General features: G+C 69.5%; 14 protein-coding genes and 1 pseudogene. 12 read left to right on the top strand and 3 right to left on the bottom strand.

The features are described 5' to 3' along the window. Nucleotides 1–115 precede the first annotated feature (115 nt). Entirely contained in the window at nucleotides 116–2,365 is a 2,250-nt protein-coding gene (locus M4V62_RS06185; RefSeq protein WP_249586205.1) for an arylsulfatase, read from the top strand. Nucleotides 2,366–2,414: 49 nt separating this feature from the next. Here M4V62_RS06185 and M4V62_RS06180 read toward each other — a convergent pair whose 3' ends face one another. The 3 genes from M4V62_RS06180 to M4V62_RS06170 form a co-directional block, all read right to left on the bottom strand. After that, a complete protein-coding gene (locus M4V62_RS06180; RefSeq protein ID WP_249586204.1) occupies nucleotides 2,415–2,861 on the bottom strand; it encodes a YdeI/OmpD-associated family protein in 447 nt (148 codons plus the stop codon). Further along, nucleotides 2,858–3,469 carry a VOC family protein gene (locus tag M4V62_RS06175; protein WP_249586203.1) on the bottom strand — a complete coding sequence of 204 codons (612 nt, stop codon included), beginning with the start codon at nucleotides 3,467–3,469 and terminating at the stop codon, nucleotides 2,858–2,860. Before M4V62_RS06175 ends, M4V62_RS06180 begins: the two co-directional genes overlap by 4 nt. Nucleotides 3,470–3,575: 106 nt before the next feature. Further along, nucleotides 3,576–4,172, bottom strand: a complete 597-nt coding sequence (locus M4V62_RS06170) for a TetR/AcrR family transcriptional regulator (protein ID WP_249586202.1) — start codon at nucleotides 4,170–4,172, stop codon at nucleotides 3,576–3,578. A gap of 147 nt (nucleotides 4,173–4,319) precedes the next feature. Here M4V62_RS06170 and M4V62_RS06165 point away from each other — a divergent pair, with 147 nt between their 5' ends. The 11 genes and pseudogenes from M4V62_RS06165 (at nucleotide 4,320) to cas3 (ending at nucleotide 19,010) form a co-directional block, all read left to right on the top strand. Further along, nucleotides 4,320–5,885 carry a class I adenylate-forming enzyme family protein gene (locus M4V62_RS06165; RefSeq protein ID WP_249586201.1) on the top strand — a complete coding sequence of 522 codons (1,566 nt, stop codon included), beginning with the start codon at nucleotides 4,320–4,322 and terminating at the stop codon, nucleotides 5,883–5,885. Between the two features lie 28 nt (nucleotides 5,886–5,913). After that, nucleotides 5,914–7,107 (top strand): acyl-CoA dehydrogenase family protein, encoded by a 1,194-nt coding sequence (locus tag M4V62_RS06160; RefSeq protein ID WP_249586200.1) that lies wholly within the window; start codon nucleotides 5,914–5,916, stop codon nucleotides 7,105–7,107. A 32-nt stretch (nucleotides 7,108–7,139) separates the two neighbouring features. Continuing rightward, nucleotides 7,140–7,829 (top strand): aspartate/glutamate racemase family protein, encoded by a 690-nt coding sequence (locus M4V62_RS06155; protein ID WP_249586199.1) that lies wholly within the window; start codon nucleotides 7,140–7,142, stop codon nucleotides 7,827–7,829. A gap of 81 nt (nucleotides 7,830–7,910) precedes the next feature. After that, entirely contained in the window at nucleotides 7,911–9,218 is a 1,308-nt protein-coding gene (locus tag M4V62_RS06150; protein WP_249586198.1) for an MFS transporter, read from the top strand. Between the two features lie 86 nt (nucleotides 9,219–9,304). Then, nucleotides 9,305–10,549: a metal-dependent hydrolase family protein gene (locus M4V62_RS06145; RefSeq protein WP_249586197.1), complete on the top strand. Its 1,245-nt coding sequence runs from the start codon at nucleotides 9,305–9,307 to the stop codon at nucleotides 10,547–10,549. 2 nt (nucleotides 10,550–10,551) lie between these two features. After that, entirely contained in the window at nucleotides 10,552–11,859 is a 1,308-nt protein-coding gene (locus tag M4V62_RS06140; protein WP_249586196.1) for an amidohydrolase, read from the top strand. Nucleotides 11,860–12,116: 257 nt separating this feature from the next. Beyond that, entirely contained in the window at nucleotides 12,117–12,872 is a 756-nt protein-coding gene (locus M4V62_RS06135) for an ABC transporter substrate-binding protein (RefSeq protein WP_249592710.1), read from the top strand. A gap of 41 nt (nucleotides 12,873–12,913) precedes the next feature. Next, nucleotides 12,914–13,699, top strand: coding sequence for an amino acid ABC transporter permease (locus M4V62_RS06130; protein ID WP_249586195.1), 786 nt, complete (start codon nucleotides 12,914–12,916; stop codon nucleotides 13,697–13,699). A 5-nt stretch (nucleotides 13,700–13,704) separates the two neighbouring features. Then, nucleotides 13,705–14,538 (top strand): amino acid ABC transporter ATP-binding protein, encoded by an 834-nt coding sequence (locus tag M4V62_RS06125; RefSeq protein WP_249586194.1) that lies wholly within the window; start codon nucleotides 13,705–13,707, stop codon nucleotides 14,536–14,538. A 175-nt stretch (nucleotides 14,539–14,713) separates the two neighbouring features. Continuing rightward, nucleotides 14,714–15,013, top strand: a pseudogene (locus M4V62_RS06120) (pyridoxamine 5'-phosphate oxidase family protein); the annotation flags it as partial. Between the two features lie 1,081 nt (nucleotides 15,014–16,094). Beyond that, on the top strand, nucleotides 16,095–19,010 hold the full coding sequence (cas3, locus tag M4V62_RS06115; RefSeq protein WP_249586193.1) for a CRISPR-associated helicase Cas3': 2,916 nt from the start codon (nucleotides 16,095–16,097) through the stop codon (nucleotides 19,008–19,010). Nucleotides 19,011–19,028: the final 18 nt, after the last annotated feature.

Below are 19,028 nucleotides of genomic sequence, written 5' to 3'. Positions count from 1 at the left end.
GGGCGGGACTGTTTCCCCACATTCAGGTGACGCTCCATCAAGTAGCCTTGAAGTAGCGCGAGTTAAGGATTCGGTGCCCTTGCGTTGAAGGGGCACGATGCCCACACTGGCCGACGTGACTTCGTCGCGCAGGCCCCCGGACGTCGTCGTCATCGTCCTCGACGACCTGGGGTTCGCCCAACTCGGCTGCTACGGCTCCGACATGGCCACCCCGCACATGGACCGCCTCGCCACCGACGGGCTGCGCTTCAACCGCTTCCACGTCACCGCCATGTGCTCACCGACCCGCGCCAGTGTCCTGACGGGCCGCAACCACCACGCCGTCGGCATGGGCTTCCTCGTCGACCTGCCGATCGCGCATCCCGGCTACACCGCGCGCCTGCCGAAGTCCGCCGCGCCGCTGCCGCGACTGCTGCGCGACGCCGGCTACTCCACGCTCGCCGTCGGCAAATGGCACCTCACGCCGCGCTGGGAACGCACGGCATCGGGCCCCTTCGACCGCTGGCCGCTCGGCTACGGCTTCGAGCGCTTCTACGGATTCCTGCAGGGCGACACCAACCACTACGCCCCGCAGCTCGTGCGCGACAACCACTACACCGAGCCCCCGGCGGGCCCCGACGACGGCTACCACCTCAGCGAGGACCTGGCCGACTCGGCGATCCGCATGATCCTCGACCAGAAGCAGGCCACCCCCGACAAGCCGTACTTCCTCTACTTCCCGCTCGGCGCGACACACGCACCGCACCACGTGCCCCGCGCCTGGAGCGAGAGCTACCGGGGCCGGTACGACCAGGGCTGGGAGCGCTGGCGCGAGGAGACGTTCGCCCGGCAGACCGCGCTCGGCGTCGTACCGGAAGGCACCGCGCTCTCGCCCCGCCCGCCCTGGATCCAGGACTGGCGGAGCCTCGACGGGGACGAGCGACGGGTCTTCGCGCGCATGCAGGAGGTGTTCGCCGGGTTCCTCACCCACACCGACGCCCAGATAGGGCGTCTGGCCGACTTCCTGCGCCGCACAGGACGCCTCGACAACACCCTCGTCCTCGTCCTCTCCGACAACGGGGCCAGCGCGGAGGGCGGCAGCCTCGGCACCCTCAACGAACACCGCTTCACGGCTCGTTCGGGCGACAGCGCCGCCCGCAACCTCGCCGCGCTCGACGACTGGGGAGGCCCCGCGACCTACCCGCATTACGCCTGGGGCTGGGCCTGGGCGGGCAACACTCCGCTGCGGCTGTGGAAGCGCTACACCTGGCTCGGCGGCACCCGGGCCCCGCTCATCGCCCACTGGCCGCGCCGTGTCCGGGACGCGGGAGCCGTCCGCTCCGGGTTCGCGCACGCGGTCGACCTCATGCCGACGATCCTCGACGCGTGCGGGGTCCGGGCGCCCACGGAGGTCGACGGAGTGCCCCAGCAGCCGGTCGACGGCCGCAGCCTGCTGCCCGTCATCGACGACGCCCGCCATCAACTGCCCAGCCCCACCCAGTACTTCGAGATGTTGGGCTCCCGCTCACTCGTGCACGGCGAGTGGAAGGCGACCACCGACCACGTCTCCCGCGGAGTCGCGGACGAGGAACGCCTCCTGCCCGGCAGCCGCGACTTCGCGGCGGACCGCTGGTCGCTCTTCCGCCTCGCCGACGACTTCGCCGAGGCGCGCGACGTGGCGGACCAGCACCCCGACGTCGTACGGAAGCTGGCCGCGCTGTGGGACGAGGAGGCCGTGCGCAACGGCGTGCTGCCCCTGGACGACCGCATGCAGGAACGCCTCACCGCGATGGTCCCGCCCGCCTGGCCGCCGCCCGCCCGCGCGGCCTACGTGCCGGGCGGCACCCCCGTCCACGACGAGGCGCTGCCGCTGCTCTTCGGCGGATTCACGCTGACGGCCGACGCCGAGGTGCCGGACGGCACGGCGGCATCCGGGGTGCTGTGCGCGCTCGGCGACCTCAACGGCGGGTTCGTCCTGTACGCGCGGGAGGGCCGCCTCGCCTTCGCCTGTTCACGGGCAGGGGACCTGGACCGCGTGGTGGCGGGCGAACCGCTCGCTGCGGGCCGTCACCAGGTGGGCGTGCGGTTCGACGCGGAGCATCGAGAAGGAGGCAGCGGGGCTTTCACCCTCCGGGTGGACGGCGAGGACGTGGCGACCGTCCCGCTCGGCGGCCCGTTCCCGTACACCTTCCAGCACGGCGGCACGGGGCTGTGTGTCGGCCACGACCGGGGGCTGCCGGTCGACGCGGGGCACTACCGGCCCCCGTTCCCCTGGCGGGGGACCTTGCACGAGGTGGTCGTCGACACCACCGCCGCACGGGTGGAGGGCAAGGCGGCGAAGCGGTCCGCCGAGGACGAGGTGCGGGCGGCGCTGCACAGCGATTGACCGTGCGGCGAACAGCACGAAGGGGGTGGGTGCCGCGGGGGATCCGTGGCTACCGGTCCGCTTCGTCCCGGAGCGAGGCCAGGGCGCTCTCGATGCGTCGCGCTCGCGTCTCGGGCTTCTTCGCGCCGTCGACGGCGAGCACGTGCTGCCGCTTCCGGCCCTGGGGCAGGCGGTCGTAGGCGGCGCGGGCGGCCGGGTCGGCGTCCAGCGCGCGGCTGAAGTCCTCGGGTTCGGTGACGACGCGGGGCTCGGTGTCCAGCTCTAGGTCGACCTCGACCTCCTCGCCGGGTCCGACGCCCGCCGCAAGACGGTTGGCCTTGCTGAGGCCGAGCAGGCAGCGGCCGCGCATGACGGCGACCCTGCTCCTCCACGTGTGCCCGTTGACCGTGATGATCACCGGCGGCCGCTTCCCGCCACCGAGCGCCTCCACGACCTCGGGCGGCACCTCCAGGCCCTTCATGGGCTCGGGGGGCTCGACGTACGTCCGGAACTTCATGCCGCGGGCTCCCATGTGAATCCGTCCGGGTCGGTGAAGGTCTCGGCGCCGCCGCAGATCGTGAGCCGGTGCGAGCCGCTGCCCTCCGGCGAAGCACCGGCGACCTTGGCCAGTCCTCGACGCCCGTACAGCGACAGCTTCACGCGACTCGACGAACCGTCGAACTCGACGTACTTGCTGCCGAAGCTCTTCGCGACGGTCAGGCCGCGGTCGACGTAGAACCGCTTGGTCGCGGCCATGTCCGAGACGCCGAGCAGAAGCACGACCTCGTCGATCTGCCGGCTGTCAGGCCCGGTGTCCTTCTTCGACGAGCTCGCGAGCTGCCAGATCGTCCCGTCAGGGGCCTGTACGACGCCGCCGTAGCCCCACATGGACTTCTTGGCGGGCTTCAGCTCCGTGGCCCCGGCGACCAGAGCGGCTCCGAACAAGCCGTTGACGATCGAGGGCTGGGAGACCACGAGCGAGACGGTGAACCCGCGGAAGCCGGACGTCTGCGCCTCGGAGGCCCGCAGCCGCACCTGCTTGTCGAGCCCGAAGGCGTCCGTGTAGAAGCGCTCGGCAGCCGTGGGGTCGGCCACTTCGAGGGTGATGCAATCGATGGAGGTCATGTCGTCGACGCTAGCCGCGGTCCGGTGACCGGCGCTTCTTGAATCCTGATCGCTTTCACGCATTCCCCGGCCACTGCCCATGGGCCGCACGCCGAAAGGCGCTTCCTCAGGTCGACGCGTCGAAGCCGCTGGCCCAGTACCGGCCGTGCAGGCCCAGGTCGAGCAGCATGCGTACGACGTCCTCGACCGGCATCGGCGGTGCCTCCTGCTCCGCCCACCAGCGCAGGACGGCGATCTGCTCGCCCACCCAGATGCGGGCGAGGAGACCGGGGTCGATTCTCGGTTCGACCGCGTTGCGTTCGGCGCGGTCCCGGAACTCCTCGGCGGTCGCGTGCGCGAGGGTGTCCATGAACATCTGGAGCGGCTTGCCGTCACCCTCGCCGCGCAGAACGATCCGGTAGACGTCGCGTTCGTCCCGGGCGTGCCGCAGCATCTCCAGCACCGGCTTGCCGGTGAAGCCGACCGGGCTGTCTGCCATCGCGGGGCGCAGCCGCTCGGCGAGCTCGTCCAGGAGGTTGCCGGTCACCCGTGCGAAGAGATCCTCCTTGTCCCGGAAGTGGCTGTAGAACGTGGCCCGGCCGACGTCGGCGCGTTCGGTGATGTCCTCCACCGTGAGTGTGCTGAAACCGCGCTCCAGCACCAACTCCACCAGGGCCGCACTCAGGGCCCTGCGGGTGCGCCGTGTGCGCCTGTCCTCGGCCATTGGCCCCCTCTTCGCTCTTGCGCCGTTGATCGCGGATGAGTCTAGGCGACTCTTGACACCTCACACGTTACCGAACAACCTGTTCGGAAACATTCAGCATGTCTCCAACTGGTTGGGGTGTGCTGTTCCCGGCTCAGGAGTACGTCCATGAACCTCGGTACCTATCTCTCCCGCAGCGCCCGCTACTGGCCCGTCGAGACCGCGCTCGTCTGCGGAGACCGCGCCTGGACCTTCGACCGGCTCGACCACGCCGCCAATCAGCTGGCGTCGGCGCTGATCTCCCGTGGCTTGCGCCCCGGTGACGCGGTCGCATCCCTCGCGTGGAACCGGGGTGAGCTGGTGGAGGTCGAGTTCGCCCTCTACAAGGCGGGTCTGATGCGAGCACCGATCAACGCGCGGCTCGGCAGGGGGGAGATCGCCCACATCCTGCGCTACGCCCCGGTGCGGATGCTGATCTTCGATGCCGCCCACCGTGAGGACGCGCTGGCCGCGATCGCTGAGGCGCGGACGGACTGCGTACCGGTACTGATCGATGCCGGTCCGGCCGGCGGCCAGGACGCTCTCACCTACGCTGATCTGCTGGCCGAGGGCGCCCCTGCTCCGATCGCCGTCGAGGTCGCCGAGGACGCACCTGCGGTCCTGAACTTCACCTCCGGTTCGACCGGCGCCCTCAAGGCGGCCGTGCAGACCGTCGGAAACCGGCTCGCGAACATGCGCAAGCTGCTGATGAGCGACGAGTCCCGGCCAGGCCCCAGCACCCGGTTTCTCGCCTGCGGCCCCATCACCCACGCCACCGGAATGGGGCTGCTTGCCGGCGTCTTCGGAGGCTCGACCACCTACGTCCTGCCGGCCTGGAGCGCGGAGGCGTTCCTGGACGCGGTCGAGAAGGACCGCATCACCACCACCTTCCTGGTCCCGGCCATGCTCAACATGGTGCTGGCCCACCCCGGCGTGGCCGATCGCGACCTGTCGAGCCTGACCAGCGTCCGCATCGGCGGCGCCCCCGTATCGCCCCAGCGACTGCGGGACGCCGTCGCGCTGTTCGGCCCGATCGTCGCCCAGGGGTACGGCCTGGGGGAGACCACGAGCGTCGTCGCGGGTCTGACCGGCGCCGAGATCGCCCACGCCGTCACCGACGACCCCGAACTGCTCCAGTCCTGCGGCCGGGCCACGTACGACACCGAGATACGCGTCGTCGACGAGACCGGCCAGGAGCTCGCGCCGCGCACCGTCGGCGAAGTGATCGTCCGTGGACCCGACTGCGTCCGCGAGTACTGGCGCGAGCCGGAGCTGTCGGCCGAGACCTTCCGGGGCGGTTGGGTCCACACCGGCGACCTGGCCTGGATGCGCGAGGACGGCTTCCTCTTCCTCGTCGACCGCAAGAAAGACATGATCATTTCGGGTGGCTTCAACATCTACTGCACCGAGGTGGAGGGCGCCCTGTACGAACACCCCGCCGTGCAAGAGGCGTGCGTCGTCGGCGTACCCGATGAGAAGTGGGGCGAGGCAGTGAAGGCCGTCGTCGTTGCCCACCCCGGCCACGCGGTGACCGAGCAGGAGCTGACCGACTTCTGCGCGCAGCGCCTCGACCGGCTCAAGAAGCCCCGGTCCGTGGACTTCGTGGCCGAACTGCCCCACAACCGCAACGGAAAGCTCGACCGCAAAGCCGTCCGCGAACCGTTCTGGGCCGGCGCCGCCCGCCGCGTGAACTGATCCACCGCCCCGAAACGAGGAGAGACCCATGACGTTTTCCCTGCGCCCCGCCTACGACGCCCCGCCCCTGGCCGCCCTCGTCGACCGCCTCCGCGACTACCTGGAGGGAGAGCTCGCCGACTACGAGCGCGAGCGGGGCATCACTCCCGCCACCAGGCTGACCCGCGCCGACCTCGAACCCGTCTGGCAGCGCAGCCGCGAGCTCGGCTTCTACGGCATCCACCTTCCCGAGGAACACGGCGGGCAGAACCTCACCTACACCCAGCTCGCCGTCCTCAAGGAGGAAGTCGCGGCGAGCGGCCGAGTCCTGGGGCACAGTGTGCTCGGCGACATGGGCGGGCCCCTGCGCGCCGGAGACATCCTGCGGCACGCCACCGAGGGGCAGTTGAAGACGTACTTCCTGCCGGTGGTCCGCGGCGAACGGGCCTGCTGCTTCTCGCTCACCGAGACCGACGCCGGCTCCGACGTCCGGTCCATGCGCACCACCGCCGAGAAGGACGGCGACAGTTACGTCCTCAACGGGCACAAGGTCTTCTCCTCCGCAGGACCCTTCGCCGACTTCGCCATCGTCGTCGCCCGTATGGCAGGCAGCGGTGAGACCGAGGGCGACAAGCCGCGCTTCTCGGCCTTCCTCGTCGACCTGGACAGCCCCGGCTGCCGGGTCGAGGACGGTGCCACGCCGATGTCGGGCGAGCACATCGAAAGCGACATCGTCCTGGACAACTGCCGGGTCCCTGCGGAGAACCTGCTGGGGGAGGAGGGCAAGGGCATGCGGATCGCCCTCGGCAGGGTCACCGTCAACCGCCTCCTGCACTGCCCCACCGCCCTCGGCGCGACCCGGCGGGCCCTGGACCTCACCCTCGATCGCACCCGCAACCGCAAGGTCGCCGGTCAGCCCCTACTGATGCTCCAGGCCATCCAGCACAAGGTCGCCGACATGGCCACCGAGCTCTACGCCGCCCGCTCCATGACCTACGCCGCGCTCGCGGCCCTCGACCGGGGCGAGGACGTCCGTACCGAAGCCTTCATGTGCAAGTTGTACGTCGCCGAGTCCGCCTTCCGCATCCTCGACGAGGCCGTGCAGATCCACGGCAAGGAAGGGCTGACCCAGGGCAACGAGATCGAGTACCTCTTCCGCAAGATCCGGATGTTCCGCATCCTGACCGGCACTTCGGAGATCCAGCGCAACGGCATCGCGCACGGTCTCGCCTTCCTCGCCTGACACGTTCGGAAAGCCGGAAAGGACGTTCCGCCATGCCCACCGGGTGGAAGAGGATCGGCATCGTAGGCGGCCTCGGCCCCCTGGCCTGCGCGTATTTCTACGCCCGCCTCGTCGAACTGACCCAGGCCGACAGCGACAGCGGGCACCCGGAAGTGATGCTCCTGTCGAGCCCGGACGTTCCCAGCCGACTGGCTCACCTGTTGGAGGGCGGACCCAGCCCCGTCCCGGAACTTCAGCGCGTCGCCCGGCGGCTCGAACGGGCCGGGGCCGAGGTGATCGCCGTTCCGTCCCTCACGACCCAGGCATTCCTCGACGAGATGGCGGCAGCGGTCGCCATCCCGGTGATCGGCATGCTGACGGCGGTAGCTGGGCAATTGCGCACCGCCGGCGTACGTCGGCCCGCTCTGGCCGTCACCGGCGGCACTCGCAGAGCCGGCCGGCTCCACCAGGCGCTGACTGCTGCCGGCCTGGACCCCGTCTACCCCGACGAGCAGGGTCAGGCGCGGATCCAGGAATGCGTACGGCTGGTCAAGGCGGGCCGATCCGGCACGGTGCGGGCGCAGTTCCGTTCCCTCGTGTCCGCTTCCTGGACTGCTTCCGGGGACGCCTTCGTCATCGGTTGCACGGACCTGTCTCCGCTGCTGTCCGACCTTCCGCCAGGCGGTCATGACGTCGGTGACCTCTACGCCCGCGCCGTCCTCGCCGAGGCCGCCACCCCTTGAAACACGGTTCGTGAAACCTCCCCTGCCCACCCTCACCAGCTCGGTGGCCCGACGACGGCCGCACTCATCGAGAGGGATCCCATGACCACGGACACAGTTGCCGCGTCCGCCCCACTGAGCCGGGCCAAGCGCAGGAAGAACCTCACGCTGTTGACCGCGTCCACGGCGATGGACAACGCCGAGAGCAGCGTGGTGACCGTCCTGTTCCCCCTCATGCGCGAGGCGATGGGGCTCACCTCGTCCGCCCTGGGCACCATCGTCGCCGTGGGCAAGGTGGTCGGGATGGTCTCCGGCATCCCCTGGGTCTTTCTGGCACGCCGCTACCCGCGCAAGGTGGTCCTGGCCACCTGCTCCGGCTTCTGGGGAATCTGGGTCATCGCTGCCGGCTTCTCCACCTCCTTCACCCAGTTCGTCATCCTCTACGCCATCGCGGCAGCGGGCTTCGCAGGCGCAGGACCCATCGCGCTGGAGATCCTCGGAGACCTGTACGGCGACAGCCGTCGGGGCGGCGCGACCGGACTCCTGTACGGCGGCGTCGCCCTCATCGCGGGCGTGAGCGCACCGCTCTTCGGTCTGCTCTCCCACAGCGCCGACGGATGGCGCTACGGATACCTCGCCTCCGGCACGATATGCCTGCTGGTCGGCCTGCTGATCCTGATACTCCTGGACGACCCGGCCCCGGCCCCGGACGAGACCCGCCCCGCTCTCGACGCGGTCGAACTCAAGGCGCGATCCGTACGCATCGGTCTGCGCGAGCTGCTCGCCATCAGCACCTTCCGTCTCATCCTCGTGCAGCGGCTGTGCTCCGGCCAGAACGTCATGATGAGCTTCGGCGTGGTCTTCCTCGTCGAGGAACGCGGCTTCTCCACGGCGACCGCCTCGATCGCCGCCCTTCCTTTCGCCGTCGGCTACCTCACCGGAACGGTCCTGGGCGGCCGGGCCAACGACCACGTGCACCGCCTCCGGCCCCGCAGCGGCCGGATCATCATGCTGCAGGCCAGCCAACTCGCCTTCGCAGCGGTCGCGTTCGTCACCACACAGGTGGGCTGGAGCGGCATCGCGGTCTACGCCGTCCTCTTCGCGCTGCTCGGCCTCCTCCAGGGCCAGGTCCCCGTCGTCAACCGTCCCCTCATCATGGCGGTCGTCCGCCCCGAGCTGCGCGCCCTAGCCTTCGCGGTCTCCGTCACCACCGTCGAAGCCCTCGCCTACGCCGGATACGCGCTGCTCGTCGGCCGACTCGGCGACACCATCGGACTGCAGAAGGCCCTACTGATCATCACCGTGCTGCTCACCGCCGCCAATGGGCTGGCCTCCGCAGCCCTGTACCGGCCCTACGCGCGGGACAGCGCCGCCGTCGCCGAACCGCGAACCGGCAGTCCGAAGTCCTGAATGCCCCGCTCGTGAGCACAAAGCTCTCGACGGCTCGTCCGTCCCCAGGCACAGCGCAACGAAGAACGAAGGAAGCAGCAATCCCGATGAACGACAAGAACGCGCACGACCTCGTCATCCGCAGCGGCCGGCTCATCGACGGGACCGGCGCCGAGCCCGTGCCCGACGCCACCGTTCACGTCGCCGACGGCCGCATCTCCTGGGCAGGCCCCGAGGCCGAAGCACCCCGGCCCTCAGCGGGAGCGGCCGTGATCGACGCCCAGGGCGCCACGATCCTGCCCGGCTTCATCGACTGCCACGTCCATCTCGCCGCGCCCGGCGGTGAGATGAGCCGCGCGGCCCTTGCCGCCATGCCGGCCTCCCTGCGCACCTTTCTGACGGCCCCGAGGCTTCTGGCCACACTGATGTCGGGCGTGACGACGGCCCGCGACCTGGCGGGGCTCGACGCGGGCTTCAAGACGGCGGTCGACCGCGGCCTTGTCGCGGGACCGCGTCTGCACGTGGCCGTGGCCATGATGTCGACCACCGGCGGCCACGGCGACTTCCGCATGCCCACGGACAACGGTCCGGTGGAAGCCTCCGTCAGCCGCATAGCCGACGGCGTGGCGGAGTGCCGCCGCGAGGCACGGAATCTCCTGCGGCAAGGCGCCGACCTCATCAAGATCGCGGCGACCGGAGGAGTCGGCAGCCCCACCGACCAGCCGGACGACGAGGGCTTCACCGAAGAGGAGATCCGGGCCGTCGTCGGGGTGGCCCGTGCCCACCGCGGCAAGCGGGTCGCCGCCCACGCGCAGGGCCGCGGTGGAATCCTCAACGCCCTGCGCGCAGGCGTCGACAGCATCGAGCACGGCTATCAGCTCGACGACGAGATCATCGACCTCATGCTCGCCCAGGGGACCTACCTCGTACCCACCCTCTCCACCGCCACCCACACCTTCGACCCGGCCACCACACCGCCGTGGACACTGGCGAAGAAGAAGCAGTGGCAGGGACACGCCCTCGCCTCGGTTCCACGGGCCATCGAGCGCGGCGTGAAGATCGCCATGGGCACGGACTGCGGCATCGCCGCGCACGGAAACAACCTCCGAGAGCTCGGCCATCTTGTGGACCACGGCATGGCCCCCATGGACGCGATCCTCGCGGGTACATCGGTCGCCGCCGAACTCCTCGGCCTCTCGCACGAGATCGGAACCCTTGAAGTCGGCAAACGGGCCGACCTCGTCATCGCCCCCTGCGACCCGCTCTCCGACATCCACGCGCTGGGTGACGCCACGAACATCGCCGTGGTCGTCAAGGACGGCGAAGTCTTCAAGAACACCCTCGACCGCTGACCATGCGCAGCACGCTGGAGAACGCGCCCATGTCCCTCGCCCGGACCGCCCTTGAACTAGCGGCGGCGTACGACTCCGTCGCTGTCCACCGCCTCTACCGGGAACTGCACGCCCATCCGGAACTTTCGGGAGCAGAGCACCGAACCGCCGCCCGGGTCGCCACGATGCTCCGTGCCGAAGGCATCGAGTGCACGGAGGGCGTCGGCGGCACCGGAGTCGTCGGTGTGCTGTCGAACGGCCCGGGACGCACCGTGCTCATCCGTGCCGACATGGACGCACTGCCCGTCACCGAGAACTCGGACCTCCCGTACGCGTCCACCGCGGACGGGGTCATGCATGCCTGCGGCCACGACGCGCACAGCGCCATGCTGGTGGGTACCGCCCAGGCCCTTGCGCGCGGACGACAGCACTGGAGCGGAACCGTCGTCTTCGTCGCCCAACCCGCGGAGGAAACGGGCCAAGGAGCGCTGGCCATGCGCGACGACGGACTCCACGAGCGATTTCCCCTCCCAGACGTCCTGCTCGCCCAGCACATCAGCGCCGGCCCGATCGGGCTCGTCGCCCACGTGGAGGGGCCGGTCCTCGCGGCGTCGGCCTCCGTCGACCTCGTCGTACACGGACGGGGCGGTCATGGCTCGCGCCCCGACACCACGACAGATCCCATCGTCATCGGCGCCGCGATCGTCGGTCGGCTGCAGTCGATCGTCTCCCGCGAGATCGCGCCCCGCGAGACGGCCGTCGTCACGGTCGGCCGCTTCCACGCCGGCACCGCCGACAACGTCATCCCCGCCACGGCCGAACTCGGGCTCACCGTACGGTCGACCTCCCGCGAGGTGCAGGAGCAGATCCTCGCCGCGGTACGACGCATCGTGCGCGCCGAATGCGACGCGGCGGGTGTGACCACGGGACCTGACATACGCATCGTGAAGTCGATGCCCGCGACCGTCAACGACGCCCGGGTGGCTCGGAGCGTGGCGGACATCCACACACGCATGTTCGGAAGAGGCCAGATCATCGACCCGGGCCCGGCGATGGGAAGCGAGGACTTCTCCGAGCTCGCACTCGACCCCGACGGGCGGGCCATTCCTTACCACTACTGGTTCTTGCCCTCCACGCCCATCGCTGTCTGGGACGCCGCTCCCGGGCAGTCCCCCAGGGCGAAGTTCGGCAACGTGCCCAGCGCCCACAGCCCGGACTTCGCGCCCGATCCGGCGGTCCTGGACCACGGAGTCGCCGCGATGACGGGAGCCGTCCTGGCCGAGCTGCACAAGACGGCGAACGATGTTCTTGGAGACCCTCTCGGAAGCTGACGCAGAGCAAGTAACTGCTCACATAGGGGAGTTGATGCAGTGGAGATCGAGTGTGTTATCCATACGCAATCCCGAGGGCGGGACAAGAGCCCTGGCCGGTGGCAGGATGCACCGCAGCTTGCGCAGCACACAGCGCTGTTGATCTCGCTCGCGCCCTGGTTCGAGCCTGCCCTGGAGGTCCTGTGTCCGCTCGTCCCCCGAAGTCCGTTCGTTCCCCGGTGGCTGCCATAGCCCTGACCGCAGCCGCCGGCCTGCTGATGACAGGCTGCACCAGCACCAAGTCCGACAGCGACGGCGACAAGGGCGCCTCGGGGATCAAGCTCGTCTCGTCCGGCAAGATCAAGACCTGCACGCATCTGCCCTATCCGCCGTTCCAGTCGAAGAAGGACGGCAAGATCGTCGGCTTCGACGTGGATCTGGTCGACCTGGTCGCCAAGGAACTGGGGGTCGAGCAGGAGATCGTCAACACCCCCTTCGAGGGCATCGAAACCGGCCAGGACTTCAACATCCGCAAGTGCGACCTGGCCGCCGCAGGCATGACGATCACCGACGAGCGCGACAAGGTCATGGACTTCTCGGACCCCTACTTCAATGCCACCCAGGCGCTGATCACCAAGAAGGGGCAGCCCTACAAGACCTTCGAGGATCTCAAGGGAAAGAAGCTCGGCTACCAGAAGGCCACCACCGGCGGCATCTACGCCAAGAAGGAGAGCAAGGGCCTCGACATGGAGCTCGTGGAGTACGAGGACGTCGGCTTGCTGCTCACGGCGGTCAAGGCCGGCAAAGTCGACGCGGGCATCAACGACAACGGCGTGCTCTTCGAATACATCAAGGACAACCCGGACACCGAGGTGACCGCCGAGTTCGACACCGGTGAGAAGTACGGAATCGGCTTCCGCACGGGCAACGACTCACTGCGCAAGAAGGTCAACGCGGTGCTCAAGGACGCCCGGTCCGACGGCAGTTACGACAAGATCTACAAGAAGTGGTTCGGCACCACTCCGCAGAGCTGACCTCAAGCATTCAAACGGCTGACCAGAGGAGTTCTGCACGTATGTCCATGTCCCGACGGCGGCGGGCACGGCTGTTCCGCGGCGTCCAGTACGCCGTGCTGCTCATCGCCATAGCCGTGTTCGCGCTGGTGGCCGACTGGGGGACACTGCGCCAGGCGTTCTTCGACGTGGAGATCGCCAAGGCGCTGTTCCCCGAGGTGATCACCACCGCGCTGGTCAACACCGCCTACTACACGCTGCTCGGCTTCGGCTTCGGCCTGGGGCTCGGCATCGTCCTCGCGCTGATGCGGCTGTCCACGGTGCCTCCGTACCGCTGGATCGCGATCGCCTATATCGAGTTCTTCCGCGGCATTCCCTCCCTCCTTGTGTTCATCGCGCTCGGCTTCGGTGTGCCGCTGGCCTTCGAGGTCGCGCTCGACATGGACATCACGGTGATGCTGTCCCTGGGTCTGGTGGGCGCCGCCTATATGGCCGAGACGATCCGCGCGGGCATCCTGGCGGTGCCCAAGGGGCAGTCGGAGGCGGCCCGTTCGCTGGGCATGTCACCGGGGCGTGCGATGGTGTCGATCGTGATGCCGCAGGCGTTCCGGATCGTGCTGCCGCCGCTGACCAACGAGCTAATCCTGCTCACCAAGGACTCCTCACTGGTGTATCTGCTCGGCCTCTCGCTCGGCCAGTTCGAGCTGGCCAACTTCGGCCGGGACGCACTGAACGAGCACAAGAGCCTGACCCCGATCCTGATCGCCGGACTGCTGTATCTCGTCATCACCCTCCCGCTCGGCCATCTGGTGCGGCGGCTCGAGGCCCGTACGGCGAAAGCCAGGTGAGCACCATGAAGTTCGACAAGGCACCCGACGCGCCCGCACCTTCGGGCCAGGCGATCGAGGTGCGCGAGCTGCGCAAGTCGTTCGGCGATCTGGAGGTGCTCAAGGGCATCGACCTGACGGTCGGGCGCGGTGACGTGGTCTGTGTCATCGGCCCTTCGGGCTCCGGCAAGTCGACCCTGCTGCGCTGCGTCAATCTTCTGGAAGAGCCCACGTCGGGCACGGTGACGGTGGCCGGCACGGAGGTCACCGACCCCGATGTGGACATCGATCGCGTACGCCGTCGGATCGGCATGGTCTTCCAGTCCTTCAACCTCTTCCCGCACCTCACGGCGCTGGAGAACCTGACCATCGCGCAGCGCCGTGTGCTGCGGCGCGGCAAGGAGGAGGCGGAGCGCATCGCGCGGGCCAACCTCGCGCGGGTGGGCCTCGTCGACAAGGAGCAGTCCTATCCGGCGCAGCTCTCCGGCGGCCAGCAGCAGCGGGTCGCGATCGCTCGGGCGCTGTCCATGGACCCCGAGTTGATGCTCTTCGACGAGCCGACCTCCGCGCTCGACCCCGAACTGGTCGGGGACGTACTCGCGGTGATGCGCTCGCTCGCCCAGGAGGGGATGACGATGCTGGTCGTCACCCATGAGATGAGCTTCGCGCGCGAGGTCGCCGACCGGGTGGTCTTCATGGACGACGGAGTGATCGTCGAGGAGGGCACGCCCGAACGCGTGGTGGGCGACCCGCAGCACGAGCGGACCCGGACGTTCCTGGCGCGCGTGCTCGATCCTGCGGCGGCGGAGGTGGGCGAGGTCCCGGACACAGGACCGCACGAGAAGCGCGTGGACCGCTGAGTGCGCCTCGGGGCCGGATATCCCGGCGTACGGGCGTGCGGGAGGGGTGCCCAGCAGGGCCGCTGACCTGCACGGATAAGTGGATCGGCGGAGCTGTCAGACACATTTTCCCCGCGTTCTCGGGAAGCGGGGCCTTGGGCGTCGGGGAAAGCCTTCGGGTCGAAGGCGTGCCGATGTAGCCCGAGTTATCACTCGCAAATCCAGTCGGAAAGTCGCCAACGTCCTTGCGGGCGGTGACGCGGCTCGGGTGGCGGTCTGCCAAGTGGACGGCGGCCGGTGGGCGACCCTCGAAGGCGTGGCGGAGGTTTACATGGACGCCGCGGCCGTCGAGGACTCCGTTGTTCGCTACGGAGAGCGATATGGGCGTATGCCAGCACCTGACCCCGAGCGGGTGGTCATCCAGATTTCGATCGAAAGGGCGATCGGGCAGACTCTCGCTCCGATTGCACGGGCGGCCTCAAGTGCTGCGGCGTAGAGGACTCACATAGGGATAGAAGGGCCAGCCGCCCGACCCGTGGGCGATGTCAGGGAGGGCCGTAGAAGGGCTGTGTCCTGTCCGCTGTGGGTGAGAATCCGCTGCTGGGGCCGTCATTCACGTCGTGGCGCTGGGGCCATCCCCGCACCCGTGGGGAGCACCCCGGGACGGAAACCGGGTACTGGGCAAAGCTCGGGACCACCCCCGCAGGTGCGGGGAGCACGGGGTGAATCGCAACTCCGGGTCGGCAACGACGGGACCATCCCCGCAGGTGCAGGGAGCACTTGTTGAGACCGCGCTTGGCCAGGGTCTTGATGGGGCCATCCCCGCGGGTGTGGGGAGCACGACATGCGCGCCTAGACGCAGCGCCTGTTCTGGGGACCATCCCCGTGGGTGCGGGGAGCACGTACCGGGCGACGCGCTCGGGGGTGCCGGTGAGGGACCATCCCCGCGGGTGCGGGGAGCGCGTCTGCGAGGAGGAGCCGCTCGGCAAGGGCCGGGGACCATCCCCGCGGGTGCGGGGAGCACGGCCCGGCGGCGGGCGTCATCGGCGAGGCCGAGGGGCCATCCCCGCGGGTGCGGGGAGCACAGGAGGAAGACGATGCGGGCCATGGGATCGCCGGGACCATCCCCGCGGGTGCGGGGAGCACCTTGGCTCCGGCTTCCAGCGTGTCGCAGACGAGGGACCATCCCCGCGGGTGCGGGGAGCACCGCTGGTGAGTGACCGGTGAGCAGCTATCAAGGGGACCATCCCCGCGGGTGCGGGGAGCACATGATCCCGGCGGCTTCGGCGGACGGGATGATGGGACCATCCCCGCGGGTGCGGGGAGCACACTCCGCGACCTGCGGATCTACCGTTGCCGGGGGCTGGTTTCGAGCAGCTTCGCTGATTCGGGCATAAGGGGCATGGAGGTTGGTAGATTCCCTGGTGTTGGTGGGGAGTTGGGCGTCGAATGTGTGCGACGCCGGATGGTACGACGTGCTGTGAGCTGTTGTCCGGATTCTCCATGATCTGTTCGTACAGGGGTGCGCATTTTCTGTATCGCTGCCGTGGCCTCGGGTTTGCGTGTATGCCTGTGGCATGACGGCTGACGGGGAGTTACATGCGGGGCTGGGGGGTCGGCTTGCGGGGCCGGTGCGTTCGGTGTGGGCCAAGCACGACCGGGATACCGAGGGATGGCTGCCGCTGTGGCGGCACATGGATGACAGTGCGGCGGTGGCCGGGTTGTTGTGGGACGAGTGGCTGCCCGCGAACGTTCGGGCGCTGACGGCTGAGGCACTGCCGGACGGGGCTGAGGACGGCCGGTCGCTGGTGGTGTGGCTGGCGGCGGTGCATGACATCGGGAAGGCCACGCCGGCCTTCGCGTGTCAGGTCGATCAGCTTGCCGACGAGATGCGGCGGCAGGGCCTGGAGATGAAGACCCGGGGGCAGTTCGGGGCCGATCGCGGGATGGCTCCGCATGCGCTGGCAGGGCAGGTGCTGCTGGCCGAGTGGCTGGAGGAGCGGCAGGGCTGGTCGGCCCGGCAGAGCGGGCAGTTCGCGGTCGTTGCGGGCGGCCACCATGGGGTGCCGCCGGAGCACGGACAGCTCAATGATCTGTATGACCGGCCGCATCTGCTGCGGACGCCGGGGGCCAGCGAAAAGCTGTGGCGGCGGGTGCAGGAGGAGTTGCTGGAGGCGTGTGCCGAGGCGTACGGCGTGCGCGAGCGGCTCGGCGCCTGGCGGACGGTCAAGCTGTCGCAGCCCGTGCAGGTGCTGCTCAGTGCCGTAGTGATCGTCGCCGACTGGATCGCCAGCAATCCGGACCTGTTCCCGTATTTCCCGCAGGAGACCCGTGCCGGTGAGGAGCGGGTCGCCGCGGCCTGGCGTGGGCTGCGGTTGCCTGCTCCGTGGCGGGCCGATGAGCCGGCCGGGGATGCGCAGGAGGTGTTCGCGTCGCGTTTCGATCTGCCGCCGGGGGCGAAGGTCAGGCCGGTGCAGGAGGCCGCGGTCCGGCTGGCGCGTGAGATGCCCGCGCCTGGCCTGATGATCGTTGAGGCGCCGATGGGGGAGGGGAAGACGGAGGCCGCGCTCGCGGTCGCTGAGATCTTCGCGGCCCGTTCAGGCGCGGGCGGGGTGTTCTTCGCCCTGCCCACGATGGCGACCGGGAACGCGATGTTCCCGCGGCTGCTGGAGTGGCTCGACCGGCTGCCCGCGCAGGAGGGCGACAGGCGGTCTGTGCTGCTCGCGCATTCCAAGGCCGCTCTCAACGACAAGTACGCCGAGTTGATGCGCGGTGGTCGGCAGAAGATCGCTGCCGTCGACGTGGACGGCGAGGTGGGGCGGTGGCGGCCCTCGGACGAGATGCGGTTGGCTCCGGCCGAGTTGGTTGCTCATGCGTGGCTGCGTGGGCGGAAGAAGGCGATGCTGGCGTCGTTCGTCGCCGGGACGGTGGACCAGGTGCTGTTCGCCGGACTCAAGAGCCGGCACTTGGCGCTGCGTCATCTCGCGATCGCGGGCAAGGTCGTGGTGATCGACGAGGCGCATGCCTACGACACGTATATGAGTGTCTATCTGGACCGGGTGCTGTCGTGGCTGGGTGCCTACCGGGTGCCGGTGGTGGTGCTGTCCGCGACGCTGCCCTCGGCCCGTCGCCGTCAGCTCGCCGAAGCCTACGCCGGAGCCGGTGGTGAAACCGATGGGGCGGCGGGCGGTTTCGAGGAGGTGGCTGGGGCCACCTCCTATCCGCTGCTGACCGCTGTGACGCCCGGTCAGGATCCGGTTGCCGAAGGGACCGCGGCCTCGTCCCGGGGTGGCGATGTCCATCTGGAACGGCTCGACGACGACCAGACGGTGCTGGCCCAGCGGCTGGCGGCCGAACTGGAGGGCGGCGGCTGTGTCTTGATCGTACGCAACACGGTCCGGCGGGTTCTGGAGACCGCCCGGGTGCTGCGTGAGCGCTTCGGGGATCAGGCCGTGACTGTCGCCCACTCGTGTTTCGTCGATGTGGACCGGGCGGCGAAGGATGCCGATCTCCTGGCCCGGTTCGGGCCGCCGGACAGAGCGGGCGGGCGGCGCCCGGCCGGGCCCCACATCGTGGTCGCCAGCCAGGTCGCCGAGCAGTCGCTCGACGTCGACTTCGACCTGCTCGTCACCGACTTGTGCCCGGTCGACCTGATGCTCCAGAGGATGGGGCGCTTGCACCGCCATCGGCGTGGCGACGGACAGGCGGAGCGGCCCGAGCGGCTGCGTATGGCCCGGTGTCTGGTCACCGGTGTCGACTGGAGCGGCGAGGTGCCCGTGCCGGTGCGGGGGTCGGTCGCCGTGTACGGGGCGTACGCGCTGCTGCGCTCCGCCGCCGTCCTGATGCCCCACTTGGAGGGAGCGCGGCGCCCCGTGCGGTTGCCCGGGGATATCAGCCTCCTGGTCCAGGGCGCGTACGCCGATGGTCCTGCCGGCCCCGCAGCGTGGGCCGATGCGATGGCAGCGGCGTGGGAGCGGCATGCGAAGCACCGGGTAGAGCAGGCCGGGCGGGCGGAGGTGTTCCGGCTGGATGGGGTGGGGCGGCCGGGCCGGCCGCTCATCGGGTGGATCGCCGCGGGCGTGGGCGACGCGGACGACACCCGGGCCGGACGGGCCCAGGTCCGCGACAGCAAGGAAAGCCTGGAGGTGGTGGTCGTGCAGCGGCGTGCTGATGGGGCGCTGGCCACACTGCCCTGGCTCGCGAAGGGCCAAGGCGGGCTGGAACTGCCCACCGACCGGCCTCCGGCGGCGGCCGCGGCGCGGGCCGCGGCCAGTTGCGGACTGCGCTTGCCCATCCAGTTCTCGCACGCCGAGGTCATGGACCGTGCGATCGCCGAACTGGAGGAACTCTACGTACCGGCCTGGCAGAGCAAGGACAGCCATTGGCTGGCCGGTCAGCTGATTCTGGTGCTCGACGCCGATTGTCAGACCTCTCTGGCAGGCTTCTCACTCCGCTACAGCCAGAGCGACGGCCTCGAGGTGAGCAGTGACTGAATCCGATGGACCAGGCGC

It is taken from the genome of Streptomyces durmitorensis, assembly GCF_023498005.1.
GTDB lineage: Bacteria > Actinomycetota > Actinomycetes > Streptomycetales > Streptomycetaceae > Streptomyces > Streptomyces durmitorensis.
Note: the sequence above shows the minus strand (reverse complement) of the source record. Positions and strands in the feature narration are given on the sequence as shown.